Here is a 22,513-nt window from a genome sequence, read left to right as displayed (position 1 = left end):
TCTAAGAACCAAAAAAAGAAAATCGCGATGTCATTATTTACACTGGCATCGCGGTTTTTGTGTTTATAAGCTAAGTAGCTATTTCACAACGCTGAGAATTTCCCTAAATCGCTCACCTTCGGCAACTTCCTGAAGTTCGAAAATCAGCATTTCAGCAGTCGTCAAAGACGCACCAAATTGTTGCATCTTCTGTAGTGCGACCTGTTTATTCGTTGGGTTGCGTGTCGATACAGCGTCGGCAACAACCTCGACATGATAATCTGCTTCAAGTAGTTGGCGAACCGTTTGGTAAACACAAATATGGGCTTCGATACCGACAACAACAACGTTCTTACAGCCTGATGCTGCTAATGCTTCGACAAATTTAGGTTCGCGATAACAACTAAAGCTATTTTTTGCAATTGGGGTGTGATCATGGAGATGATCTGAAATCTGTGGAATCGTTGGTCCTAGCTTATGTGGAATTTGTTCAACCCAGATAATCGGGATATCCAAAATCTTGGCGCCTTTGACAACGGTTTCCAAACTTTTGAAAAGCGTTTCTTTGTTATCCATAATTTGAGCCAGTTTACCCTGGACATCAACTATCACAAGTGCTGTATCGTTTGTTGTAAGCATATGAATATCCACTCATTAGTTAAGCTTTTACCATATAGGAATTTTTACGAGATTGAAAATGTCACCTTCGCAAAACTCCTATTCACGTTGCTTAAAGCCGGAATATTCGATACCTGCAAGCTGCGCCATCTCACTATTCCAAGTGGCTAAATCATCTTGGTTGAACTGGTTGAGATGATGATGGCCGCAGGCTCTGGCCATTACTTGCATTAACTCCGTTGATGCAGTTAAGAAGTTAGCAAGCTTGGTAGCGGCAATGTTGGGATCGAGCTTTTTACGAAGCTCTGGGTTCTGAGTGGCAATACCGGCGGGGCAGTTATTGGTATTACAGATCCGCGCGCCTACACAGCCTATTGCCTGCATGGCACTATTCGCAAGAGCAATGCCATCAGCGCCAAGGGCCAAGGCTTTGACAAAATCTGTCGGTGTACGCAAACCACCTGTAATGATGAGTGTTACCTCCCCAGTCATGCCTTGCTTGTCGAGGAAATATCGAGCACGAGCTAAAGCTGGAATGGTAGGCACACTGATATGATCGCGGAAAATTTCAGGTGCGGCGCCGGTGCCTCCTCCACGACCATCAAGAATGATGTAGTCTGCACCTGCTTCCAGAGCAAATCCCATATCTCGTTCAATATGGTTTGCACTGAGCTTAAACCCGATAGGGATCCCACCAGTAATCACTCTGACATTTTCAGCAAAGGCTGCAAAGTCACGGGGAGTTTTGAGATCTTTAAATGTAGGCGGGGAGATTGCATCTGTCCCTTCTTCTAGGCATCGAGTCTTGGCTATTTTACCGGTATTTTTAATTGCAGGGAGGTGACCGCCTGTGCCGGTTTTTGCACCCTGTCCGCCTTTGAAGTGAAAGGCTTGGACTTTCTTCAACAAGCCTTCGTGATAACCGAACATAGCGCTGGCAAGCTCATAGAAATACCGGCTGTTGGCTTGCTGCTCCTCTGCGAGCATGCCACCTTCGCCGGAGCAAATCCCAGTGCCAACTTTCTCAGCCCCCATTGCCAGAGCCGTTTTGGCTTCTTCTGACAGTGCGCCGAAACTCATGTCCGACACGAAAAGTGGCATGTTCAATACCAGTGGTTTTTTTGCTTTGGGACCAATGACCAGCTCTGTGCCCACCTTGGCATCTTCCATCAGTGGTTTACTGGCCATTTGTGCCACCATGATCTGAATATCATCCCAATCAGGCAGCTTATATCTGGGTACCCCCATGGCTGTCATCGCACCATGATGACCAAGATTGCTCAATCCATCACGGGCTAGTTGATGAATGTATTCGACGGTGGGCTCTTCTTTGGTTGCTTTGGCAGTTGGTAGGTCGTTAGCACTGGCTGTTACACCGGGGCCTTCTTGGCCAATGTTAGTATCATCGAATTGCTGGTGGGTTCCATCGCAAAAAGGGGCGTTTCCAGTATGCTTGCAAGCACAAAGAAAAGCATCACCATCTTTCTCCGCTTTGAAGCTCATAGGCTTAAAATCAGTGGTTTGATGAGAACCATCACAGAAAGGCTGCTTTGAAGAACGTCCACAGGTACAGAAGTAATAGGTTTGACCTTTTTCCAGGTTAACTTTGCTCGGCTTGATATTAGCAACCACGGGCTTACTCATCTAACGCTCCAACAAATATAGGCACAAGGATGCTCAAAGTATGGGAGACGATAGGCATATTTGCATAATTGGCAATGGTACAGAAAGTGTTCTATCTATTGGAAATACACAAGAGTTTTGCCTAAATCGAAAAGGGGATTTAATCTTTTGTAACGGTCAGCTACTTTACAGTTGACGCATTTCACGGAACAATGCAGATGTTTACGTTTAGAGAACTTTGTAAAATATTATGACGGAAAAGAAAGCTAGTCCTTTTAACGATTTGATTTTTAATGTCATCGTGCCTTCAGTTGTACTAATGAAGCTCAGTGGTGATGAATACCTTGGCTCTGTTGGCGCACTATTAGTTGCTTTGGCTTTTCCGGTTGTACTGGGTGGTTATGAGCTGATTAAGTACAAAAAGTTTAACTTTATCTCGTTGCTAGGTTTTGTCAGTGTTTTGCTGACTGGCGGTATCGGTCTTTTGCAACTTGATCCGAAATGGTTAGCAGTGAAAGAGGCGTTGATCCCAGGCCTTATCGGTATCGGTGTATTTGCTTCGACATTCACTAAATACCCAGTTGTTAGCAAGATGCTGTTTAACGAAACGGTATTGAACCTTCCTCTTATCAACCAAAAGCTTCATGAGTTCGGCCGAAAGAGTGACTTTGACCGCCGTTTACTGACTTCAAACTACTTGTTTGCAGGAACCTTCGTTTTTTCATCTGTGATGAACTACGTGTTGGCTAAGATGATTGTTACAAGCCCTGCAGGTACTCAGGCCTTCAATGAAGAGTTGGGGCGTTTGACCTTAGTAAGCTATCCGGCGATTGCTATTCCATCAATGCTGATGATGATGGGCATTTTCTTCTATATGTGGCGTCAGATACGTCAGATGACGCAGCTTGAAACTGCAGAAATTCTAAAGACTGAACAAGAATAGCAGTCAGTTTTGGATAGAAAGCCAGCACATGTGCTGGCTTTTTTGTACCTGAATAAATCCCAAGTTGGTTGTAAAGCTAGAGACGTGTATAGTTCAGGCCAAACGCTTTTACTTATATTGTTGTACGTAAGGGCAAGATAGATTTAGCGTGCTGCGATAGCAGCATTGAATGATGAGGTACTCCATGGCTCGCACAGCACATGCTCTACATATCTTGGTGAAACACAAAGAATTGGCTGAGGATATTCTTCAGCAATTGAAGAAAGGTGCTAAATTCCAGGCTCTAGCGAAGAAGCACTCAACGTGTCCATCAGGTAAGAAAGGCGGAGATCTGGGCGAATTCCGTAAAGGCCAGATGGTGCCGCAGTTCGATAAAGCGGTTTTTTCGAATAAAGCGATCAGCACCAGTGAAGCACTTAAATTGAAGTCACCTGAGCTTCGAGGAGTGATCCCAGAAGTCGTAAAGACTAAATTTGGTTGGCACATTATCAAGGTGCTTTACACTGTTTAGTCCAGTGTTCTGTATGAAAAAAGGCGCATCGTGCGCCTTTTTTTGTAGCTTTTCAGTTATCTGACTGGCGAGGAAACTCAATGACTGCAGCTTTACTTTTACGAGTATCTGACCATCTTAAAATAGCCGAATAGTAATACCGAACGAGAGTGATCCAAAGAGCCGATATAATGCAGCCAGCTAACACCAAGCTTCCCTCAACTTTTGTCGCTGGCGATTGGATTAAGATCGCAGAGAGGATCAATCCTACGGTGATGAGGCCGAATAAAGGCTTGAATGTCAGTTCAAAGAAAGCCCTCAGATGGTAGAAAAAAAGATATATACCTTGTTTTAATTGCATTAGCTTCCCCCTTCCTTGAAACACTGACTACCTGTAGTCTTGTTAACATAATATTTACATTTCACGTTCGCTGCAATAGTGTTGTTACTCACTATTCTCACTGGGAGAAGGTGCCGATTGTGCAGATAAAGGGTTGGGGCATTTGGTATCAAGTAGTCTTAATGTCTTATCGTGCAGTGCGGCATCTTTAGCAATATCTGGATATAGTTGACGGAAAGACTCCATGCATAATGTGGATGCGTTGATGGTGGCCATCATCTCATCTTGTGACCTTGTCACTTTGGCTAGATCATTAGATACTTGTGCACCATTAAGTTGATGTAGGGATTTTTCAGCCTGTTGGTAGGGCGCCTCAAGGCAGAGGCAGATTTCATCGGCTGCTTTTTCGAGCTGGCTGTTAGCCTGTGAGTGCATTGATAAAAGTCCGAGAAGAAATAGCACATTAATATCGCTTATCATACAACCTCCTCTCAGAATGACCTGATAATTATATACCCAACTTGCAAAGATGGTGCTCAGGGGCAGGCTGGCTTGTTTTCAAATGCTATTGCCAACTCAGAGCATTTTTCCCCGCGGATGAACCGATTGAATACATTGTCATTACTTCCTTCCTTGATAAACCAATGGAATCCATAGCCTTCAGATAGCCACAACTGAAGGTGAGGCTGACGGTAAAGTAGGTAGCTGATGTATTGCTCCACATCGACATAGAAATCATTTGTCATTGTCTCTAGCGGGCCGGGTGGTTTTATACCGAGCTTAGCCTTATCTGCTGGGCTTAGTACCCAATAAAAATACTCTGGGTAATTGGTTACTGTGATGAGGAAAGGCACTTTGCTCTCAGTTTCCATGATAGAGCGGCCACCACGGAAAGAGGCTGCAATATATTCACTTTGATCGCTATTCGGACGGTAATTAATAGAGGTAAATAGCCAAGTGGAATCGTCAACTTGATTAACGAAGTGATGTGAAAGGTTCGTTGTAAAGTCACCATCTTCAAGGAAAATATTATAGGACTTAACACCAGAATGCATGGTGGTATTATCCTTTAGTACATTCATAGCGGCCAATGGTGGTACCTGTGGGAGGTATTTATCAAGTAGCTCCCATAATGTACTGAGCTCAGAGTGTTTGAAACTAATCGCGTGTGCTGTATCAATATCACAGCCATTTGGTGTTTTAGTGCAAATGGCAACAGAAAACTCGTCATCAAGTTTGTGTATGAACATTAGCTTATTGTTGAGATTGGTTGGCTTGAAAAAAAGTTCACTGGTTTGCAGCAAGTAATCAAAGTCATCTTGTTTCATTGACAAAAAGACAATGGTGTTGTTTTTGTTGTCGTTTATCAGCTTGTACTTATATTCAGTTGGCCAGTTCGTATAGAGCAAACTAGCCAATACGCCAAAGGCGGCAATGATTAATCCCGCGAACAGATAAGGCTTGTTATATAAATACGACTTCTTTCGAACTGGCTTTGGAATATCTGTAATGTTGCAGAACTCTTCATTTGACACAAATCGCTGGATTTTTATTTGATAACCTAAGCGAGGAACTAATTCAATGACTTGACCAACTTCTTCTTCTTTGAGTTTAATTCGCAAAGTCCGAATGGTCTGAAAAAGGGATGTCTCAGCCACCTCTTTTCTTGCCCAGCCCGCAGAGAGTAATTCTTCTTTGCTGACCATATTAGGTGCTTCAGTAATCAGTTTGTATAGAACACCTTTTTCTGCTCTATTTAGAGAAATACTACCAACTGTTGTGAATAGCGTTTTTTTTTCGCAATCAAAGAAATAATTCTCTGAAATTTGTGCTATGTGAGCCGTAGCCTTAACTTTCTCAGACATGAAGTGCACTCAGTGTCATAGTTGTCGAAATGAAAGAGATCTTAAAAAGTGTTTATAGATATAAGTATCTATTTATTCTGGTGATTTTGCCACACATCAATATTCGCGACCACTTAAAAAAGCAAATGTGTGCTCATCAATAAGACAAAATCTCTCAAAGGAAGACAGTTTTAATATCAAAAAAAAGAGCAGTGTTTATTTTTTGAGACTATAAGTTAGTTCCTACTCCCCGCCGCCGCCCGCTAACTACACTGAAAATCATAGCCACAGAGCAGTAAAGAAAACAAAGTGGCATGAAAGTTTGGGGGCAAAATATGTTTGCGTCAGTCAATAGGGCACCATCCAGCCTGCCCGTCATTTACATTGTACTCACAGTAGCGTCAGGAAGCGCCATTGGCTCGGATTTTTTTGATGGATCATTTACCAAAAAGCTATCTGCTGAAGTTGATACAGCAGTGGCTGAAATCAAAGGTATGGCTAGCCACGTCCGTGGCGATAAGGTTGATAAAAAGTACCGATCATTAAATAATTACTCATCGTCACCGGGTGTAAGACATTCGGCTTCTAGTAATCGCAACTCTTCCACTTATGTTCCTTTATACAGTAACGACCCGCTTTCTGGTTATGCACCACCGGGTTTGCCGGAGCAAGCTTTATCTGATTCTGGAGTCTTTGGAGAAGGGCATCATTCACAGGTAGCCGGTTATATCCGCGTCGATAATACCATTCTTGGTGATAATGCCTCGTTTAACAAATCTGCTGAGCAAGAACACAGCGGCTATTCGTTGACCTTGGGTGGTGACTACTTGTTCCAAAACCAATATCTTTTTGGTTTAACCCTTGGATTGCCGTTTTACAAACCTATGGCAGAGGGAAGCGATACCGAAATCGATGGGCTGATAGCATCTGGTTATTTCACCTATTTTCAGGACTCATGGTTTGTGGACTTCAATGCCAGTTATGCGGTGATGGATACTGACATAGAACGTCAGGTAACGTTATACACTGATCCTGTGATCAACAATGCTAATGAAGCAGACTCAGACATCTGGGTGTTTTCAGTAGGGACAGGTTATATCTTTGATTACAACTACCTGCACCTGGCATTTGAAAGTAGTTTGCAATACACGCTGTCTGATACCGATCGTTATGAAGAGAGGTTAGCGCTCAGCAATTCGAGTTATCTTTTCTCTAAGATTGAAGATGTTGACGCGCTGGAATCTACTATGCTGATCACCGGAATGAGCATTTCTCATCCTTTCCGTACACCTTTCGGCGTTTTCCAGCCATATGCAAAAGGCTATCTGCATTATGATATCGCTAGTGGTAAAGAACGGATAATATCCCAATTAAAATCCAACTATTCAGGCAGTATTCTACCAATTGTTGTTGAGTCTAATGATGATGTATATGGACGGGTGCATTTGGGGATATCTGGTGCACTGAGCAAGGATTGGTATGGATATGCAGAAGCTAGCCAACTGGTGTGGCATGATGACTTATCGGCTTATACCATCTCTGTCGGGTTGAGTATGGCGTTGGATTAAAAAACAAAATTACGTGAAATACTATCCACCCGGCTCCTGCCGGGTTTTCTTTGTCTGAGCTGACATTGTTTTAATTTCAATGCATTACAACTGGTAAGCCTAATAGTGTAGTGTGACTCTCCGCATATTATGCAGGCTATACAAACAGTGACATTAAGCCAAGATGTTATGAACTGTTGTTAATAAACTACATTTTGGTGCTTTTGATCACAGAATGCAGAGCCTGAGATTCAGTATTGTTCACGTCATAATTAAAACTCAAATTTTATACTTCCCCCCATAAAATTATGAGTATAAAGGGAAAAATCTCGTGAACTTTAAATTATCAACGGTTGCCAAGGCCGTCATACCGCTGTGCTCTACGTTTATGTTCATTGGCTTAAGCAGTCACAGTATCGCATCCGAAGATGTAAAATTTGATACGACTAAGCCACCGAAGATCAAAATTAAGCTACCTAAGACAGATGGACCTACCGCATTTCTGCCTGAAAGTGGTTCAGTCGAGGAGCCGATTCAAGCCGGAGATAATGAAGCCGTTATTTATATGGTTGCCAGAAACGGTGAGAGTAATTCACTGGGTAATTATAGTGGTTACAGTCTTCATGTCTGGAATGACGGTAATTGCGACCGCGCAGCAGAAGTCAATTCAGGCTGGGGTGACGCATCAATTACACCGGATGGCGAAGATGAGTTTGGTCCTTACTGGATAATGCCGCTAAAAGATGGCAATACAGAATGTATCAACTTCATTATTCGGGATGAACATTTGAGCAATATGTCGGGTAGTGATGCGAAGGTTGATTTTGTTGAAATTCCCGATAGAACTGCTTCCTATGTAACAGGGAGCCCGACAGCTTATGATGAGCGTGGTGATGCTTACGTTAAGCTGTTCGGCGTCGCTAATGCTGAAGCGCATTTAGTTGAGGGGCACACTCTTATTTGGGATGGTGCAGATTCTGCTGATGAAGTCAGGCTGTATGTAGAACTAGACGGTGGTTTTTCACCTGATAGCGTCAATGAATATAATGCTGACTACATCGTACTCAAACCAACAGTGCTGAGTGCTGAAGTCAAAGCTCAATTCCCACACCTTGCTGACAAGCAAGCCTATTCGATCGATAAAAAGGTCGACATGCGTCCAGTGATAAAAGCGGAATTGGCCGCGCTAGCTGTCGATGAAACAGGCTTAGTGCTAAATGGTACTAAAGTCCAACCTGCAGGGGCATTTGACCAGTTGTTTGCAAAGCATGCCCAGAAAGTCGACTTTGGTGCCACAGTAAAAGGTCGCCATACTACGTTTAATGTTTGGGCACCTTCGGCTCAAAATGTTGTTGCCGTTCTGTTTGATAGCAACAAAGAAGAAATCGGCCGACTTCAGATGAAATATAAAGAGAAGTCTGGTGTTTGGTCACTCAAAACAAACAAGGCGCCAAGCGGTACGTATTTCCGATACCTTGTTGATGTTTTCCATCCGGTATCCGGCAAGGTAGAAAGTTATCAAGTTACAGATCCTTATTCACTGAGCTTATCGATGAATTCGGAGTTTAGTCAGGTCATTGATCTTGATGATCCTGCTCTGAAACCAAAAGGTTGGGATGATCTGCAACGGCCGATTGATCAGTCTAACCCAGCACAATTTGTGATTTATGAATCGCATGTCCGTGATTTTTCGGCGCAAGATGAATCAACAGCAGATAACGCCCGTGGTAAGTTTGTTGCGTTTACCCAGCAAGATTCAGTTCCAGTCCAGCATTTGAAATCTTTGAGTGAAAATGGGGTTACTCATTTGCACCTATTGCCAATCTTCGACATCGCTACCATTAACGAAGATCCCAACCAGGTAGCAAACATCGAAGACTCCTTTGCCAAACTATGTGATGTCAACACTGACGTGAAAACGTCTAAATTCAGTGGTTACTGTTCAAGCGACTTGAAGATTGCTGAAGTATTGGCAGAGGTTAAACAGGACGATTCTCCAGAGAATCCTGTGGTGCAGGAGCTAAACCGCTATGTATCCGATGTCGATAGCTTTAACTGGGGTTACGACCCATTCCATTACACAGTGCCAGAAGGGTCTTACTCGACTAACCCGGATGGTCCGCAGCGCATACTTGAATTGCGTGAAGCCGTTATGTCAATCAAGAATGACATTGGTATGAATGTGGTGATGGATGTGGTTTATAACCATACCAACTCAGCGGGGCCTGAAGCACGCACCTCAGTACTTGATAAGCTTGTGCCTTGGTATTACCAACGTTTGAATCCTGTAACTGGCAATGTTGAAAATTCTACCTGCTGTTCAAATACCGCTCCTGAGCGAGCAATGTTCGAGAAGATGATCAGTGATTCGCTGGTGGTGTGGTCGCGCGATTATAAAATCGACTCATTCCGGTTCGACTTGATGGGCCATCATCCATTGGATCAGATGCAGCGTTCTTTGCTCGAAGTCCAGAAGGTTGATCCGAATACTTACTTCTACGGTGAAGGCTGGAACTTCGGCGAAGTAGAAAACGATGCATTGTTTGTACAAGCAACCCAACCAAATCTTGGTGGAACGGGAATTGGTAGCTTCTCCGATCGCTTACGAGACGCGGTTCGTGGCGGAAGTCCGTTTGATAGCAAAGAGGGCATTCGTAAAACACAAGGGTTTGGTAATGGTGCTTATGTACAGCCAAATGAGATTAGTGATGTGACGAAAGAAACAGCACTACACTATGCAGACCTTACGCGTCTTGGCATGGCTGGTAACCTGAAAGATTTCAAGATGATTGATTCGACAGGGGCGGTTATCACCGGTGAGCAGCTGGATTACAACGGCGCACCAGCAGGCTATGCCGTTGATCCAACGGAAATACAGAATTACGTGTCTAAGCACGATAATCAAACGCTGTGGGACAATAACCAATATAAGATTGGTTACCCTGTGACAACAGAAGAGCGTGTGCGCATGCAGGCTGTCTCGTTAGCGACTGCAATGCTGGGACAGGGGATGCCATTTACCCACATGGGTTCTGAATTGCTTCGTTCGAAATCAATGCAGCGTGACTCTTATGATTCTGGTGACTGGTATAACCTAGTCGACTTTACCCTCAATGATAACAATTGGGATAAAGGCTTACCTCGTAAAGACAAGGATGGCGATAACTACGAACTGATTGAGCAGGTGATTACCTCTGCTGGAGATAATGCTCAGCCAAGTCATGAAGATATGGCCAATATGGTTGAATACTTCAAAGAGCTGGCACTGCTCCGAAAATCATACCCAATGATTTCATTAGGTACTGGTGAGGAAGTGAAAAACCGTGTTGATTTCCACAATACAGGGAGCACACAAACGCCAGGCTTGATTGTGATGTCTATTGATAACGGTGTTGCTTCTGGTGCTGATCTTGATAGCAAGCTTGATGGGCTAGTGGTTGTGATTAATGCTTCACCGACTGAGCAAGAAATCAATTTGGCAAAAGAGCTGGCGCTAAGCCCATACCATACTTCGGATTTAACCTCTGATGTGACTGATGGCGATATTGCTAAGGTACCAGCTTGGACACCTGCAGTGTTTGAAATTAAACGAGAGAACGGTGTTCGTGGAACAGGTATCCCTGTAGCCGTAAAATAATAAGCATTTAAATGTTAATCTAAGGCCCTCTTTTTAGAGGGCTTTTTTCTTATATTCGTATGGCTAATGACTTAAGTACAAAGATAAACATATTGTTCATCATTGGTTCATTTTCGTTGCTATACACTGCAAAGCATGAAAGTACGATAGAAAAGAAGGTTAGCGATGAAAAATACACTTACCAGCATTTTTGCTTTAGTACTGGGTTTCTTTACTGTGACATTCGCGGCTGTCATGGGGCTATTCATCGGATTGGGTGCACTGATTGCGAGACCGTTTATCAGAAAGAAAATCAACGCTGCATATGAAGAAGCGTTGAAACAACAGGGATATACCCAGCAGGACTTCAGTCAGGCACAAAGCGGTTCGACTATTGACGGCGAATATGAGGACATTACCCACGAAGCACCTCATGGCTCGAAGCAGTCGATGGCTTGAAATAAAACAGATTAGAAGAACGCCAGCTTATGAAGCTGGCGTTTTTTATGGGCGCTATTTTTTGTTATATCAAGGACACATCTTTTCAAGGGCGCTGTATCTCTAGGTCTCTGCTTCCAAGGTCGTTGATATCAAGGTCTCTGCTCTCAAGGCTTATAGTTACTTTTGACGCAGGCGAGAAAGTCGGTTACGTCCTTTTCATTGGCGTTAAACCGATACTTCTTTTCGTTACCACGTAACTCAAAGTGGCCATTATCTTCTTTAATCAAGGTTGCGAAGACATCGAAGGCTTGTTTGTCACTGGTACCTCCCAACATGACAAACCTTCCGACAGTATGCTTATTGCCGTTGTTGCGCCAGTTGGTGGTGAAGACTTCAACAGGGCTGCCAGAGCGATAGTAGTGGATGTTCTCAAAGCCCGTAGGGTGTTCGATATCTGTTTTCAGATCGACATAGCGATGGCGCATCGTGTTATTCGTTATAACGGCTATCTGCAAATCAGGGGTGAAGGTGTTTTTCTGGCTTTTAGTAAGGTGGTACATATCAAGGCGGCACATACCTTCGTTGTTGAGTGTTCCACTGGTAGGTTGGATTTTAGCAATAGCCACGGTAGTAATCAGGTTCGAAATAAGCAAAATAGCGAATGTGAGATGCTTCATACAACTGCCCTTGAAAACGTCTTTTCAAAGCATAGTGATTCATACTCTTTGACCCCTGTCTTAAATTAGCTACAAACATAAAAATCCTTTGAATCTTCATTCATGGGTTGTAAATCTTGGTCTTCACCATTCTTCGGTATTGGCTAGGGCTCATGTTGAAGTGTTGCTGGAAACGAGTTGAAAAGTGGTGTGCATCTTTGTATCCAACTTGTTCAGCAACTTCTTGTACCGACATGCCAAAATCACGCAGCAATTGTTGGGCCGCATCCATTCTTAATCGTTGAAGGTGTTGGTGGGGTGTTTCACCGACTTGGTCTTTAAATTTGCGATTGAATGTTCGCAGCGGTACACCACATTGATCAGCGATGCTTTGTGCAGTGATTGGGCTGGTAAGGTTTCGCTTCATCCAATCTTGCGCAAGTGCTATCGACTCGTCGAACTGTAGTTGTCCGCCAATCTGATAAAACGGTTGCTGTGTGGATTTAGAAATTTCATGACCAAAATGGGTTTCAATAGTTTGCGCTGTCTTTTGACCGAAATACTCAGTGATCAGGTAGAGGATCATTTCCGATTGTGAGTTGATACTGGTTGTACAGTAAATACCGTCGGCGGCGGTAATCGAAGCCTGGCGGTTCAATATCACCTTAGGGTAGCGATTTGCAAAGGTATCAAAGAAGTACCAGTGAGTTGTTGCCACTTGCCCGTTGAGTAACCCCGTTTCAGCTAGCCAGGCAACACCGGTACCAGTAGCAACCAGCTTGGCACCTTTTTGGTATTGAGCTTTCAGCCAGGTAATGATTTCGGGTGAGCAGCGAATAGATTGCTGTGGATTTCCCCACATGGGAGGCAGGATCAATATATCGAAAGATTGTAGATCATCGTAGGTAGTATCTGGTTGGAGCTTAAGCCCTGCCGTGACTTTGGTTGGTTCTAATCTAGGTGCAATGAGCTTGATTGAAAATGGCTGATCTCGTTGTTGTCTTCGAGATCGTAGACTCGCTGCAGAGCTAAGCATCTCGGCTGCCAGGGAGATACCTGTTATTAAAGCTCGTTCGTAGAGGAGAAATCCAATTTTCATTTTTATCAGGGGCCTATCAAACAAATAAATAGTGATGATTTGGCTAATCTTAATACTATTTGGCATTTATGTCAGATAAATTGGCATAAATGACAGGTGAATGAACAGTGTAAATTGGTAATCTATGTGCTCTTCAATTTTGAGAGCAGGTTCAGGATGTCAAAATTACCGCTAATTGTAGGCTTCGGTGGTATCAATGCCGCTGGTCGTAGTTCGGGTTTTCATAGCTATAAGCGCATGGTTTCAGATGTGCTTTCCGACCAAGATATGGCGACTACTTGGCAGGACCTTGCGAACCGTATGGGGCTTTCTGAAGGTTCAGCATTAGATCCAGAAATTATCGAGGCAATTAAAGCGGGTACGTTGGTTAGACGTATTGAATCGTTTGACCCTGATAGCTTGCGCTATCAATACAAAGCGGCGCTAAATGGCGGCCAAGAAACGATCTCGTTCACGTTACGTAAGTCAAAATTGCCAACACGCATTCCTGAAAACTGGCAATTGGAAGAGCAGGGTAGCAAAGTAACGATCACGGTAACGGGTGAGCTGAATGCTTTGCTTGAAGATCGTGTTTCATTTCCTGTTACCAGTGGTGGCAACATTCCTCGTGGTTTTGATCCAGCTAAGCTTTATAACTCCCGTTTTCATCCCCGTGGCCTGACTCTAACGGTTTATGGCGCGTCGGATGCGCTGAACTCGCTGGGTATGGATTGGGATGAAGTGCTCAAGCATATCAAACCGGATCAAGTTTCTGTCTATGCGGGTAGTGCGTTAGCGCAGGTGGATGATAACTCATTGTCTGGCATGTTAGCGGCACCTTTAACAGGCGGCCGCGTAAGTTCAAAAATGATGGCTTTATCGCTTGCGGAAATGCCAGCTGACTTCATCAATGGGTATGTGATAAACAGCATTGGTACCACGGGTACGAGCATGGGGGCCTGTGCCACATTCTTGTATAACTTGCGTCAAGGCATGCTGGATATTCAGCAAGGCAAGTCGCGAGTGGCTATTGTTGGTAATGCTGAAGCACCAGTAGTTGCTGAGATCATGGAAGGTTTCCGTGTAATGGGCGCATTGGCTGAAGATGTCCAGCTAAAGGCTTTGGATAACAGTGAATCTGTTGATAATCGACGTGCTTGCCGACCATTTTCGTCGAATGCAGGTTTCACCATGGCAGAATCAGCCCAGTTTGTGGTGCTGATGGATGATGAACTGGCACTTGAGCTTGGTGCAAGTATTTATGGTTCAGTAGCAGATGTGTTCATCAATGCTGATGCCAATAAAAAATCAATCTCTGCTCCGGGTGTGGGTAACTATGTCACTGTCGCCAAAGCAGCGGCATTAGCTAAAGCAATCCTTGGGCCTGAGGGAGTTAAGCAGACTTATGTGCAGGCACATGGTACGGGTACACCGCAAAACCGAGTCACAGAAAGCCATATTCTGAATGAAGTTGCTAAGACGTTCAGCATCGATAATTGGCCAGTGACAGCGATTAAGTCATATGTTGGTCATTCAATGAGTTCTGCACCTGGTGATCAGCTGATAGCATCGTTAGGCGTATGGCAATATGGTTGGATCCCGGGGATCAAAACGATCGACCATGTTGCTGAAGATGTACACCAGTCGAATTTGAACATACTGACTGATCACCACTTCGCAGGTGAACATGGCGAGGACTATAAAGCAGTGATCCTTAATGCCAAAGGCTTTGGTGGCAACAACGCTTCTAGCCTTGTGCTTTCTCCGCAGCAAACGATGACAATGTTGGCGAAGAAATACAGCAACGATAAAATTGCGGCATACTGTGACAAGAATGAGTCAGTCTCTCTTCAGGCGGCTGCTAATGATAAGTCTGCATGTGAGGGTGAAGAAAACATCCGCTATCACTTTGGTGAGAGTGTCATGGACGAATCGTCCGTTGAGATGACAACGGATTCGGTAAAGCTTTCCGGGTTTGCTGAGTCAATTCCACTAGCGACGGTTAACCCTTATGCCGATTACAGTTAATTCACTACATCGTTTGGAAGTTAACCAATAAAGTGGGGAAGTTAACGAATAAAAACCGCAGTTCATACACTGCGGTTTTTTTATGATAGTTTGGCAGATAAGAGTATTACAACAATACAGGAGTCATAAACGTTGGCTAATGTTATGTTGGTTGCTAACTTGAACTGTGATCGGGTTTTGCAACTTAAAGAACCACTTCAGGCTGGTGGTAGGCACCATTATCAGGATTTAGGCCGTCGTTTAGGTGGTGGAGGGGCAAATACTGGCTTAGCGCTAGTGTATGCCGGCCATCAAGTATCATTGGTTAGCCAAGTGGGACGTGACGAAACGGCGGATTGGCTACTTGCTGAGGCGAGCTTAAAAGGGCTCAACTGCTCTCTGTTACAGCGTAACGATATTGTCACTCCAGAACTGATGTTATTGATGACACCTGACGGTGAACGTACGATTATCCGCCCTGAGCGACCGGCTTTCACTTTGGGTACTGCACCAGACTTTACCAAGTGGGATGCTATCTACATTAATTCCAGTGCTGATGGCGTAGCACTATGGGCGAGGAAAGCGCTTGAGGCGAACAAAAACAAGCAAAGTTTAAAGAATCGTCAGGTTTTGGTTGTTGCTCAACTACCCAAAAGTCTCGATCCCCGTCCATGCCAAGTACTTATCACCTCACGTTCGGATCTAGAGGCTCATCTTTTATCATCGGGCGATGCAGTAAAGATCAGCGATATTTCTGCTTTTGATTATGCAAGAACGGTTGCCGGTGAAGCGCTTGAGTTTTTTATTGTGACTGATGGGGCAAACGGCACGACTGTTTACACAGAATTTGGGCAAGAGTTTGTTGCAGCTCAAGCTGTGGATGTAGTCGATACTACCGGTGCAGGAGATGCCTATGCTGCAGGGGTGATTCATGGCCTGCTTGCTAGCTTAAGTATTACCGAGTCGATGGAAGTAGGTACACAGTGGGCATCCATTGCGGTAGCAACCAAGAGTTCTGTACCAGGAGATGAATTTCAAGCTTATTTGGCGAACGGCTAATTTGTTTAAGCTGGAAAAAGAAAGGGTTAGCCATTGGCTAACCCTTTTGGTTTTGTTAGGTGGAAAACTGATTATTTTTTCAGTTTTGTCACTTTAGACTTGTTCAGTACGGCGCGGCGCAGTCGAGCACGGCGTTCTGCATCAGACTGATCCGCTGGGTTATTAGTACGACCTTTGCGATCACGGAATGCCGCTTTGTTGTGGATTTTATCCAGCAGTGCATCACGGCTTTTCGGCTCATAACCCGTAAGTTGAATACGTTTAATGCGTTGTTTGATCAGGTTTTCAACCTGCTGAAGTGTTAGCTCTTCTTCACGGCTAACAAAAGATACAGCATGACCCTGAAGTCCAGCACGGCCAGTACGTCCAATACGGTGAACGTAGTCTTCTGCCAAGAAAGGCATATCGAAGTTAACGACGTGCGGCAGGCCTTGAATATCCAAGCCTCGTGCAGCGACTTCGGTTGCCACCATCACACGTGCTTTGCCTTCTTTGAACTCATCCAGGGCACGACGACGGGCACTTTGCGCCTTGTCACCGTGGCAAAGCACCGCTTTGATACCATCAAGTTTAAGTTCTTTCACCAGCTCATTGGCTGTTTCTTTGTAATTAACGAAAACCAGCACTTGCTTCCAGTTTTTCTTACCGATCAATTCAGACAGCAACTCGCGCTTGCGATCTTGGTCAACAGGGTAAACAACGTGAGCAACAGTGTCAGCGGTAGCATTTTCTGGGCTAACTGAAATACGCTTCGGCTTGCGGGTAATGTCGTTTGCCAGCTTATTCATCTGTGCAGAGAAAGTCGCAGAGAACAACATGGTTTGTGGGTGATTGCGAATGTCACCCATGATCACACGAATATCAGAGATGAAACCCATATCCAGCATACGGTCAGCTTCATCAAACACTAAGAACTCAAGGTTAGCAAGTGTGACATTGCTTAGTTCCATGTGTTCAAGCAGGCGGCCAGGAGTGGCAACCAAAATATCCAAACCCGGTTCAAGCTTTTTCTCTTGAGAGCCCATCTTGGTACCACCGTAAACAGCTGCAACCGAGATGTCAGTATATTTGGTGTAGTCCTCGATGTTCTTGGCAATCTGAGCAACCAATTCGCGGGTTGGTGCCAAAATAAGTGCACGAACATTGAAGCGGTTACGCGGCTTAGGGTTGTCCAGAATTTGCTGGATGATCGGTAGAGAGAAAGCGGCTGTTTTACCGGTACCTGTTTGGGCATTGGCAAGAATATCGTTTCCTCGACGAGCGTGTGGGATCGCTTGTTGTTGGATTGGAGTTAATTTCTCATAGCCGCACTCGGTAAGTGCGCGAACAATATCCTGAGAAAAGTTTTGTGATGCAAATGACATTCTTCTTTCCTAAAGCAGACGGCTGAGCCTGACAAAAATATGGCCGAAGATTATAGATGAATATTAGACATATGTGGGGACTAATTTGGAAAAAATGATGTTAATTTCGGCAGTTGGTGTGAGTTTAACGAGGGCACTGCCTGATTAATAGGGCTGTTAGTAGGTTATTCAGCCCAAGAAATAGTTTTGTAATTGCGCCGGAGGTTTTATCGATTGAGCAAAGAAGGTGATTTACTCACCTTCTGATACAGCTTCAAACTGCAGTGGTGTGATAACTGGATACTCAGCAGGTAGGTGGCGGTTATTGGTAAAGATCTTATCAAACTGCTTCATAGGGCAGACTTTCATGGCTGCAAACCGACCCCATTTGCTGGCATCTGCCACTAACCATTGTTGACGGCTGTTCTTGATTATTGCTTTGGTAATATCCGCTTCAATACTTTCATGCTCCATCACAAAGTGACTGTCAGTCACTGCAGCGCAGCCGCAAATGCCGATATCTGCTTCAAAGTCGTTGAAAAAATCTACCGCACTACTACCCATAATATCCTGATGCTCTCGTCGGAACTGCCCACCGGCTAGATAGATTTCGATGTGCTCATTCGCTTCAAGAATTTGTGCGACTTGAAGATTATTAGTAATAACACGCAATGATTTCTTGGTCAGTAAATGTTGGGCTAGATGGGCGAGGGTGGTTCCTATGCCGATCATAATCGTTGAACCATCCGGAATGGCACTAGCAATTTGGGCCGTTAAGTCTCCTTTCGCTTTTGATTCAACTTCCGAACGATAGCGGTAACTGGTGTTGGTCATGGAAGCGGGCAGGCTAACACCGCCATGGACTCTGCGGGCCAGTCCTTGCTCACACAGATGATTGACATCACGCCGGATGGTTTGCGTTGTAACAGCAAATTTTTCGGCAAGATAATCAATTTGAACCTCACTCTCTGCCCGAATCGTTGCGAGGATCTGTTTTTGGCGGTGATTCAATTCCATTTTTAGTACCAATTGCTTTACTTAGCGTTCTTGTTGATATGGTTAAAATTTATCCGGGGCATCCGTAATGATGCTGTCTACACCCATGTCAAAGAAGTGCTGTGCCTTCTCGGCTTTGTTCAAGGTCCAGATCTTCAATACATAACCGGCATCTTTAATGCTTTTAGCAATGGATGGCGTCAAAATGCGGTGATCGATATGAACACTATAAGGCTGGCTTGCTGCAATAGAGGTAAAGCTGTAGTCATTCCACACTTCACAAATGAACCCTCGGCGTACTTCAGGCATTTGCTGTTGGCATAGCTCTAACGCTTGCTTCTGAAAGCTGGAGAAAAGTAGCTTTTCAATTGGAAAACCTTTTTCTTTAATCAAAGCAACAACAGCATTAACAAGTGGTGCGGTGTGTTCATCATGATGGATTTTCAACTCAAGGTTGAGGGTCAGATCATGCGCTAAACAGGTATCAAGAGCTTCGCTGAGTGTCGGGATCTTCTCTCCTGAGAACTCTGCGCCAAACCAGCTTCCCGCATCGAGAGATTTCAATTGCGCTAGAGTTAAGTCAGCGATCTTACCTTTGCCGTCTGTGCAGCGGTTGACAGTTTCATCATGGAAGACAACAGGAATGCCATCGGCACTTAACTGGGTATCGATTTCTACCCAGCTAACGCCGGCTTCGGCTGCTTTTTGGATGCTGATAAGCGTATTTTCAGGAGCTAGGGCTGCAGCGCCACGGTGGCCAGTGATCATGGAATACCTATGTAGAATATTGATGTTCATTTGAAAATTAGCATAACAGTATTAGGCTAATGTTACCGTATTATGACACTCAATTTTAGTTCTATAATGTGAAGAGTGACTTGTGTTGTTAACTTAAATCATTGGATTTATGGCGTGACAATCATTTTCACATGAATGTTCAAATTGGTTTTTTGAGTGTTCATATGAATGTAATATTTTCATTTCATACTCGCTGCTGTAAATCGTTTTTCATCCGAATAAACATATTGAAGGCTAAAGGATATGAAAAAGCTACTAGGAACTGTGTTGACTGCTACTGCTTTGTTGGTTGGCTGTGGTGAAGCTGATAATCAAACCGCTGATACAGCGGCACCGATTGATCTGAACATGAGCTTGGTGTTTACCCAAAATGAACTGCTGACACAGGAATTGATTAAAGCAACGGATGCTATCCGTGAACGTACGGACGGTTCGGTAAATATTAAGGTTTTCCCTGGCGGTCAGCTTCCTGTTTATAAAGATAACCTAGAGCAAGTTGTTAATGGTGCTAATTGGATTGCCGTTGAAGATCTGAGCTATTTAGGCGATTACGTGCCGGATTTTGCTGCTCTGGCAGGTCCTATGCTTTACAACACTTACGATGAATACCTAGCAATGATGAAAACTGACTATGTGGCAGGGTTGTCCGCACAGGCAGAAGCGAAAGGTATCAAAGTACTGAATGCTGATTACATGTTTGGTTTCCGTCACATGATCAGTAACAAAGAGATTGTGAATTCGGAAGATATGAAAGGCATGCGTATCCGTGTTCCACAGAGCCAACTGTTCATCAGCACACTTCAGTCAATGGGTGCAGCGCCTGCGGCATTGCCTTTCCCAGAGACTTACGCGGGTGTTCAGCAAGGTGTCGTTGATGGTCTGGAAGGCTCTATCCTGACAATGTACTCAACCAAAATCTATGAAGTGGCGAAGAACATGTCTCTGACTAAACACTTCCTGGGTACCGTTGGTATTTATATCTCACCGACGGTATGGGACAAGTTCAGCCCAGAGCAACAGCAAATTATCATGGAAGAGCTAGAAGCAGGTGCAGAATCCAATACTGATGAGCTAATTAAGCTAGACCAAGAATACACAGAGAAATTAGAAGAGCTTGGTGTGACGTTCAACGAAGTGAACTCTGAAGAGTTCAACAAGTTGACGGCTGAGGTATACAACCAGTTCCCAACCTGGAGCGAAGGTGTGCACGCCACGATTATGAATGAACTAGCGACTATTCGAGCTAACCAAGAATAAGCAGTAGCGATAAGCTAGGAAGCGCCGGTGAAGTAGGGAGCACCGGCGTTTCGATATCTGCTTTGGAGAACAATGTGTTTTTTATACGTAACCTAGAAGAAATATTGGCATCCATTGCTATCAGCATTACGGTGCTGATGGTGATCGTGAATGTGGTATTGCGATATGGCTTCGGTTTTGTCGTGCCATGGAGCGAAGAGCTCTCTGTGGTGTGCTTTATATGGGCGGTCTATCTAGGTATCAGTTCATGCTACAAGCATAAGCTTCACATGGGCGTAGATGTAGTCGTGGCTTTGCTGCCGCACAAAGCTAAGCGTCCTTTTCATTTGCTGGTATCACTATTCTTGCTGGCGCTTAACATTCTGATGGCGGTGCTCAGCTACCAGTACATGATGCTGTCGAATAAAGTCACCCCTGTGATGGGAATGTCATACTTCACCATTAATGGCGTGTTGTTTGTCAGCTTCGTGCTGATGGCACTCCATACCGTGAAATTCATTTTCGATGATCTCAACACGCTAAAACGCGGTAAAAAATAGGTCTTGTTGTGGAAAGCTATCTACCTATTGTAATTTTGTTTGTTCTATTTCTTCTGAACATCCCCATTGCCTTTTCGCTGATTGCCTCGGCGATGGTGTATTTTTTGTTTCTGAACAGCTCGATTCCTGTCACTTTGGTAATGCAGCGTTTTATCAGCTCTGCAGAATCGTTTCCGTTGCTGGCCATCCCGTTTTTTATCATGGTGGGCTCTGTGATGAACTATGCAGGGATCAGTCGAAGTCTGCTCGCGTTTGCCGATGCGATGATAGGGCACCGAACGGGTGGTCTGGCTCAGGTAAACGTATTGCTCAGTACTATGATGGGCGGTATTTCGGGATCAGCAAATGCCGATGCGGCGATGCAGTCCAAAATATTGGCGCCTGAAATGACGAAACGAGGCTATGGCCTGCCGTTTACCGCAGCAGTAACGGCTGCATCATCAAGTATCAGCCCTGTGATCCCGCCGGGAATCAATTTGATCATCTTTGCTTTGCTGGCCAATGTGTCAGTACACCAGATGTTTATTGCCGGTTATGTTCCAGCATTTCTGATGGCTATTTCATTGATGGTAACCATCGCCTTTATTGCGAGAAAGCGAAACTATAAGCCATCTCGTAGCGAAGCGGCCTCTGCTAAGGAACGCTGGCAATATTTCTTTAAAGCTATCCCAGCCTTGCTGATCCCATTTGGCATTATTCTCGGTATGCGTTTTGGCCTGTTTACTCCGACTGAGGCCGGTGCAATAGCTGTATTGCTTTGTACTATTATCGGTATTTTTGTCTACCGCCAGTTAGAGTTTCGTCACTTCCCACTAATTTTACGCGAGACCATTCAGGGTACCAGCAGCGTGATGTTTATCATCATCGGGGCAATGGTATTTGGTTATTACATGACGTTGGAGCAAATACCGCACAATGTTGCATCGGCATTGATTGAGCTGACAGACAACAAATATGTGTTGTTATTGCTGATCAACATCTTGCTGCTTGTTGTGGGTATGTTCATTGAAGGTGGCGCGGCGATGATCATCCTAACGCCGTTACTGCTCCCGGCTGTACTGAATTTGGGGGTGAATCCCGTGCACTTCGGCATCATTGTTATCGTCAATATTATGATTGGCGGGGTGACACCACCATTTGGCTCGATGATGTTCACTGTGTGCTCCATCCTTAAAGTGAAAATGGTAGATTTCGTCAAAGAAGTTCTGCCGTTACTGTTGGCACTATTCTGTGTATTGATGCTGCTGACATTTTCAGAAAGTTTGGTGATGTTCTTGCCGAATATGCTGTAACTCGATTCCCTTGGTAAATCAGTGCCAAGGGAGTCACCTAGAAAGAT

General features: G+C 44.4%; 20 protein-coding genes. 10 read left to right on the top strand and 10 right to left on the bottom strand.

Annotated features, from left to right (window positions below):
* Window positions 1-78: 78 nt before the first annotated feature.
* Both ACXAD4_RS17650 and ACXAD4_RS17645 read right to left on the bottom strand, forming a co-directional pair.
* Window positions 79-618 (bottom strand): hydrolase, encoded by a 540-nt coding sequence (locus ACXAD4_RS17650; protein ID WP_475243089.1) that lies wholly within the window; start codon window positions 616-618, stop codon window positions 79-81.
* A gap of 78 nt (window positions 619-696) precedes the next feature.
* Entirely contained in the window at window positions 697-2,241 is a 1,545-nt protein-coding gene (locus ACXAD4_RS17645) for a glutamate synthase-related protein (protein WP_475243088.1), read from the bottom strand.
* 229 nt (window positions 2,242-2,470) lie between these two features.
* Between ACXAD4_RS17645 and ACXAD4_RS17640 the strand changes: the two genes are divergently transcribed.
* Window positions 2,471-3,163, top strand: coding sequence for a VC0807 family protein (locus ACXAD4_RS17640; RefSeq protein ID WP_317520007.1), 693 nt, complete (start codon window positions 2,471-2,473; stop codon window positions 3,161-3,163).
* Window positions 3,164-3,347: 184 nt separating this feature from the next.
* Entirely contained in the window at window positions 3,348-3,674 is a 327-nt protein-coding gene (locus ACXAD4_RS17635; protein WP_475243087.1) for a peptidylprolyl isomerase, read from the top strand.
* A 52-nt stretch (window positions 3,675-3,726) separates the two neighbouring features.
* Here the strand turns inward: ACXAD4_RS17635 and ACXAD4_RS17630 are convergent, their stop codons facing one another.
* From ACXAD4_RS17630 to ACXAD4_RS17620, 3 genes are all read right to left on the bottom strand, one after another.
* Complete coding sequence (locus tag ACXAD4_RS17630) at window positions 3,727-4,014, bottom strand: hypothetical protein (protein ID WP_475243086.1); 288 nt, start codon at window positions 4,012-4,014, stop codon at window positions 3,727-3,729.
* Window positions 4,015-4,098: 84 nt separating this feature from the next.
* Window positions 4,099-4,473 (bottom strand): hypothetical protein, encoded by a 375-nt coding sequence (locus ACXAD4_RS17625; RefSeq protein ID WP_475243085.1) that lies wholly within the window; start codon window positions 4,471-4,473, stop codon window positions 4,099-4,101.
* A 56-nt stretch (window positions 4,474-4,529) separates the two neighbouring features.
* Window positions 4,530-5,858, bottom strand: coding sequence for a winged helix-turn-helix domain-containing protein (locus ACXAD4_RS17620; RefSeq protein WP_475243083.1), 1,329 nt, complete (start codon window positions 5,856-5,858; stop codon window positions 4,530-4,532).
* Between the two features lie 314 nt (window positions 5,859-6,172).
* Between ACXAD4_RS17620 and ACXAD4_RS17615 the strand changes: the two genes are divergently transcribed.
* From ACXAD4_RS17615 to ACXAD4_RS17605, 3 genes are all read left to right on the top strand, one after another.
* Window positions 6,173-7,405: an autotransporter domain-containing protein gene (locus tag ACXAD4_RS17615; protein ID WP_475243082.1), complete on the top strand. Its 1,233-nt coding sequence runs from the start codon at window positions 6,173-6,175 to the stop codon at window positions 7,403-7,405.
* 310 nt (window positions 7,406-7,715) lie between these two features.
* Window positions 7,716-11,021, top strand: a complete 3,306-nt coding sequence (pulA, locus tag ACXAD4_RS17610) for a pullulanase-type alpha-1,6-glucosidase (RefSeq protein ID WP_475243080.1) — start codon at window positions 7,716-7,718, stop codon at window positions 11,019-11,021.
* 165 nt (window positions 11,022-11,186) lie between these two features.
* On the top strand, window positions 11,187-11,459 hold the full coding sequence (locus tag ACXAD4_RS17605) for a hypothetical protein (protein ID WP_475243079.1): 273 nt from the start codon (window positions 11,187-11,189) through the stop codon (window positions 11,457-11,459).
* A gap of 146 nt (window positions 11,460-11,605) precedes the next feature.
* Here ACXAD4_RS17605 and ACXAD4_RS17600 read toward each other — a convergent pair whose 3' ends face one another.
* Together ACXAD4_RS17600 and ACXAD4_RS17595 are read right to left on the bottom strand one after the other, a co-directional pair.
* Entirely contained in the window at window positions 11,606-12,118 is a 513-nt protein-coding gene (locus ACXAD4_RS17600; protein ID WP_475243078.1) for a hypothetical protein, read from the bottom strand.
* 100 nt (window positions 12,119-12,218) lie between these two features.
* The gene (locus ACXAD4_RS17595; RefSeq protein WP_475243077.1) at window positions 12,219-13,196 is read right to left on the bottom strand and encodes a GlxA family transcriptional regulator; all 978 of its coding nucleotides are present in this window, start codon (window positions 13,194-13,196) and stop codon (window positions 12,219-12,221) included.
* Between the two features lie 156 nt (window positions 13,197-13,352).
* On the opposite strand from ACXAD4_RS17595, the gene ACXAD4_RS17590 reads away from it, so the two are divergent.
* Together ACXAD4_RS17590 and ACXAD4_RS17585 are read left to right on the top strand one after the other, a co-directional pair.
* Window positions 13,353-15,203, top strand: coding sequence for a beta-ketoacyl synthase (locus tag ACXAD4_RS17590; protein ID WP_475243076.1), 1,851 nt, complete (start codon window positions 13,353-13,355; stop codon window positions 15,201-15,203).
* A gap of 132 nt (window positions 15,204-15,335) precedes the next feature.
* A complete protein-coding gene (locus ACXAD4_RS17585) occupies window positions 15,336-16,241 on the top strand; it encodes a PfkB family carbohydrate kinase (RefSeq protein ID WP_475243075.1) in 906 nt (301 codons plus the stop codon).
* A 71-nt stretch (window positions 16,242-16,312) separates the two neighbouring features.
* Here ACXAD4_RS17585 and ACXAD4_RS17580 read toward each other — a convergent pair whose 3' ends face one another.
* The 3 genes from ACXAD4_RS17580 to ACXAD4_RS17570 form a co-directional block, all read right to left on the bottom strand.
* Entirely contained in the window at window positions 16,313-17,605 is a 1,293-nt protein-coding gene (locus ACXAD4_RS17580) for a DEAD/DEAH box helicase (protein ID WP_475243073.1), read from the bottom strand.
* Window positions 17,606-17,836: 231 nt separating this feature from the next.
* Window positions 17,837-18,601, bottom strand: a complete 765-nt coding sequence (locus ACXAD4_RS17575) for a DeoR/GlpR family DNA-binding transcription regulator (RefSeq protein ID WP_475243072.1) — start codon at window positions 18,599-18,601, stop codon at window positions 17,837-17,839.
* A gap of 42 nt (window positions 18,602-18,643) precedes the next feature.
* Window positions 18,644-19,348, bottom strand: coding sequence for a glycerophosphoryl diester phosphodiesterase (locus ACXAD4_RS17570; protein WP_475243071.1), 705 nt, complete (start codon window positions 19,346-19,348; stop codon window positions 18,644-18,646).
* A 273-nt stretch (window positions 19,349-19,621) separates the two neighbouring features.
* Between ACXAD4_RS17570 and ACXAD4_RS17565 the strand changes: the two genes are divergently transcribed.
* From ACXAD4_RS17565 to ACXAD4_RS17555, 3 genes are all read left to right on the top strand, one after another.
* A complete protein-coding gene (locus ACXAD4_RS17565; RefSeq protein WP_475243069.1) occupies window positions 19,622-20,635 on the top strand; it encodes a C4-dicarboxylate TRAP transporter substrate-binding protein in 1,014 nt (337 codons plus the stop codon).
* 74 nt (window positions 20,636-20,709) lie between these two features.
* Entirely contained in the window at window positions 20,710-21,174 is a 465-nt protein-coding gene (locus ACXAD4_RS17560; RefSeq protein ID WP_475243068.1) for a TRAP transporter small permease, read from the top strand.
* Between the two features lie 8 nt (window positions 21,175-21,182).
* Entirely contained in the window at window positions 21,183-22,466 is a 1,284-nt protein-coding gene (locus ACXAD4_RS17555) for a TRAP transporter large permease (protein WP_475243066.1), read from the top strand.
* Window positions 22,467-22,513: the final 47 nt, after the last annotated feature.

This window comes from Photobacterium sp. AWH4_225 (assembly GCF_056158405.1).
Note: the sequence above shows the minus strand (reverse complement) of the source record. Positions and strands in the feature narration are given on the sequence as shown.

Coding starts and splice junctions, on each gene's coding strand:
- ACXAD4_RS17650 (WP_475243089.1), bottom strand. CDS start 618: ATGCTTACAACAAACGATACAGCACTTGTGATAGTTGATGTCCAGGGT.
- ACXAD4_RS17645 (WP_475243088.1), bottom strand. CDS start 2,241: ATGAGTAAGCCCGTGGTTGCTAATATCAAGCCGAGCAAAGTTAACCTG.
- ACXAD4_RS17640 (WP_317520007.1), top strand. CDS start 2,471: ATGACGGAAAAGAAAGCTAGTCCTTTTAACGATTTGATTTTTAATGTC.
- ACXAD4_RS17635 (WP_475243087.1), top strand. CDS start 3,348: ATGGCTCGCACAGCACATGCTCTACATATCTTGGTGAAACACAAAGAA.
- ACXAD4_RS17630 (WP_475243086.1), bottom strand. CDS start 4,014: ATGCAATTAAAACAAGGTATATATCTTTTTTTCTACCATCTGAGGGCT.
- ACXAD4_RS17625 (WP_475243085.1), bottom strand. CDS start 4,473: ATGATAAGCGATATTAATGTGCTATTTCTTCTCGGACTTTTATCAATG.
- ACXAD4_RS17620 (WP_475243083.1), bottom strand. CDS start 5,858: ATGTCTGAGAAAGTTAAGGCTACGGCTCACATAGCACAAATTTCAGAG.
- ACXAD4_RS17615 (WP_475243082.1), top strand. CDS start 6,173: ATGTTTGCGTCAGTCAATAGGGCACCATCCAGCCTGCCCGTCATTTAC.
- ACXAD4_RS17605 (WP_475243079.1), top strand. CDS start 11,187: ATGAAAAATACACTTACCAGCATTTTTGCTTTAGTACTGGGTTTCTTT.
- ACXAD4_RS17600 (WP_475243078.1), bottom strand. CDS start 12,118: ATGAAGCATCTCACATTCGCTATTTTGCTTATTTCGAACCTGATTACT.
- ACXAD4_RS17595 (WP_475243077.1), bottom strand. CDS start 13,196: ATGAAAATTGGATTTCTCCTCTACGAACGAGCTTTAATAACAGGTATC.
- ACXAD4_RS17590 (WP_475243076.1), top strand. CDS start 13,353: ATGTCAAAATTACCGCTAATTGTAGGCTTCGGTGGTATCAATGCCGCT.
- ACXAD4_RS17580 (WP_475243073.1), bottom strand. CDS start 17,605: ATGTCATTTGCATCACAAAACTTTTCTCAGGATATTGTTCGCGCACTT.
- ACXAD4_RS17575 (WP_475243072.1), bottom strand. CDS start 18,601: ATGGAATTGAATCACCGCCAAAAACAGATCCTCGCAACGATTCGGGCA.
- ACXAD4_RS17570 (WP_475243071.1), bottom strand. CDS start 19,348: ATGATCACTGGCCACCGTGGCGCTGCAGCCCTAGCTCCTGAAAATACG.
- ACXAD4_RS17565 (WP_475243069.1), top strand. CDS start 19,622: ATGAAAAAGCTACTAGGAACTGTGTTGACTGCTACTGCTTTGTTGGTT.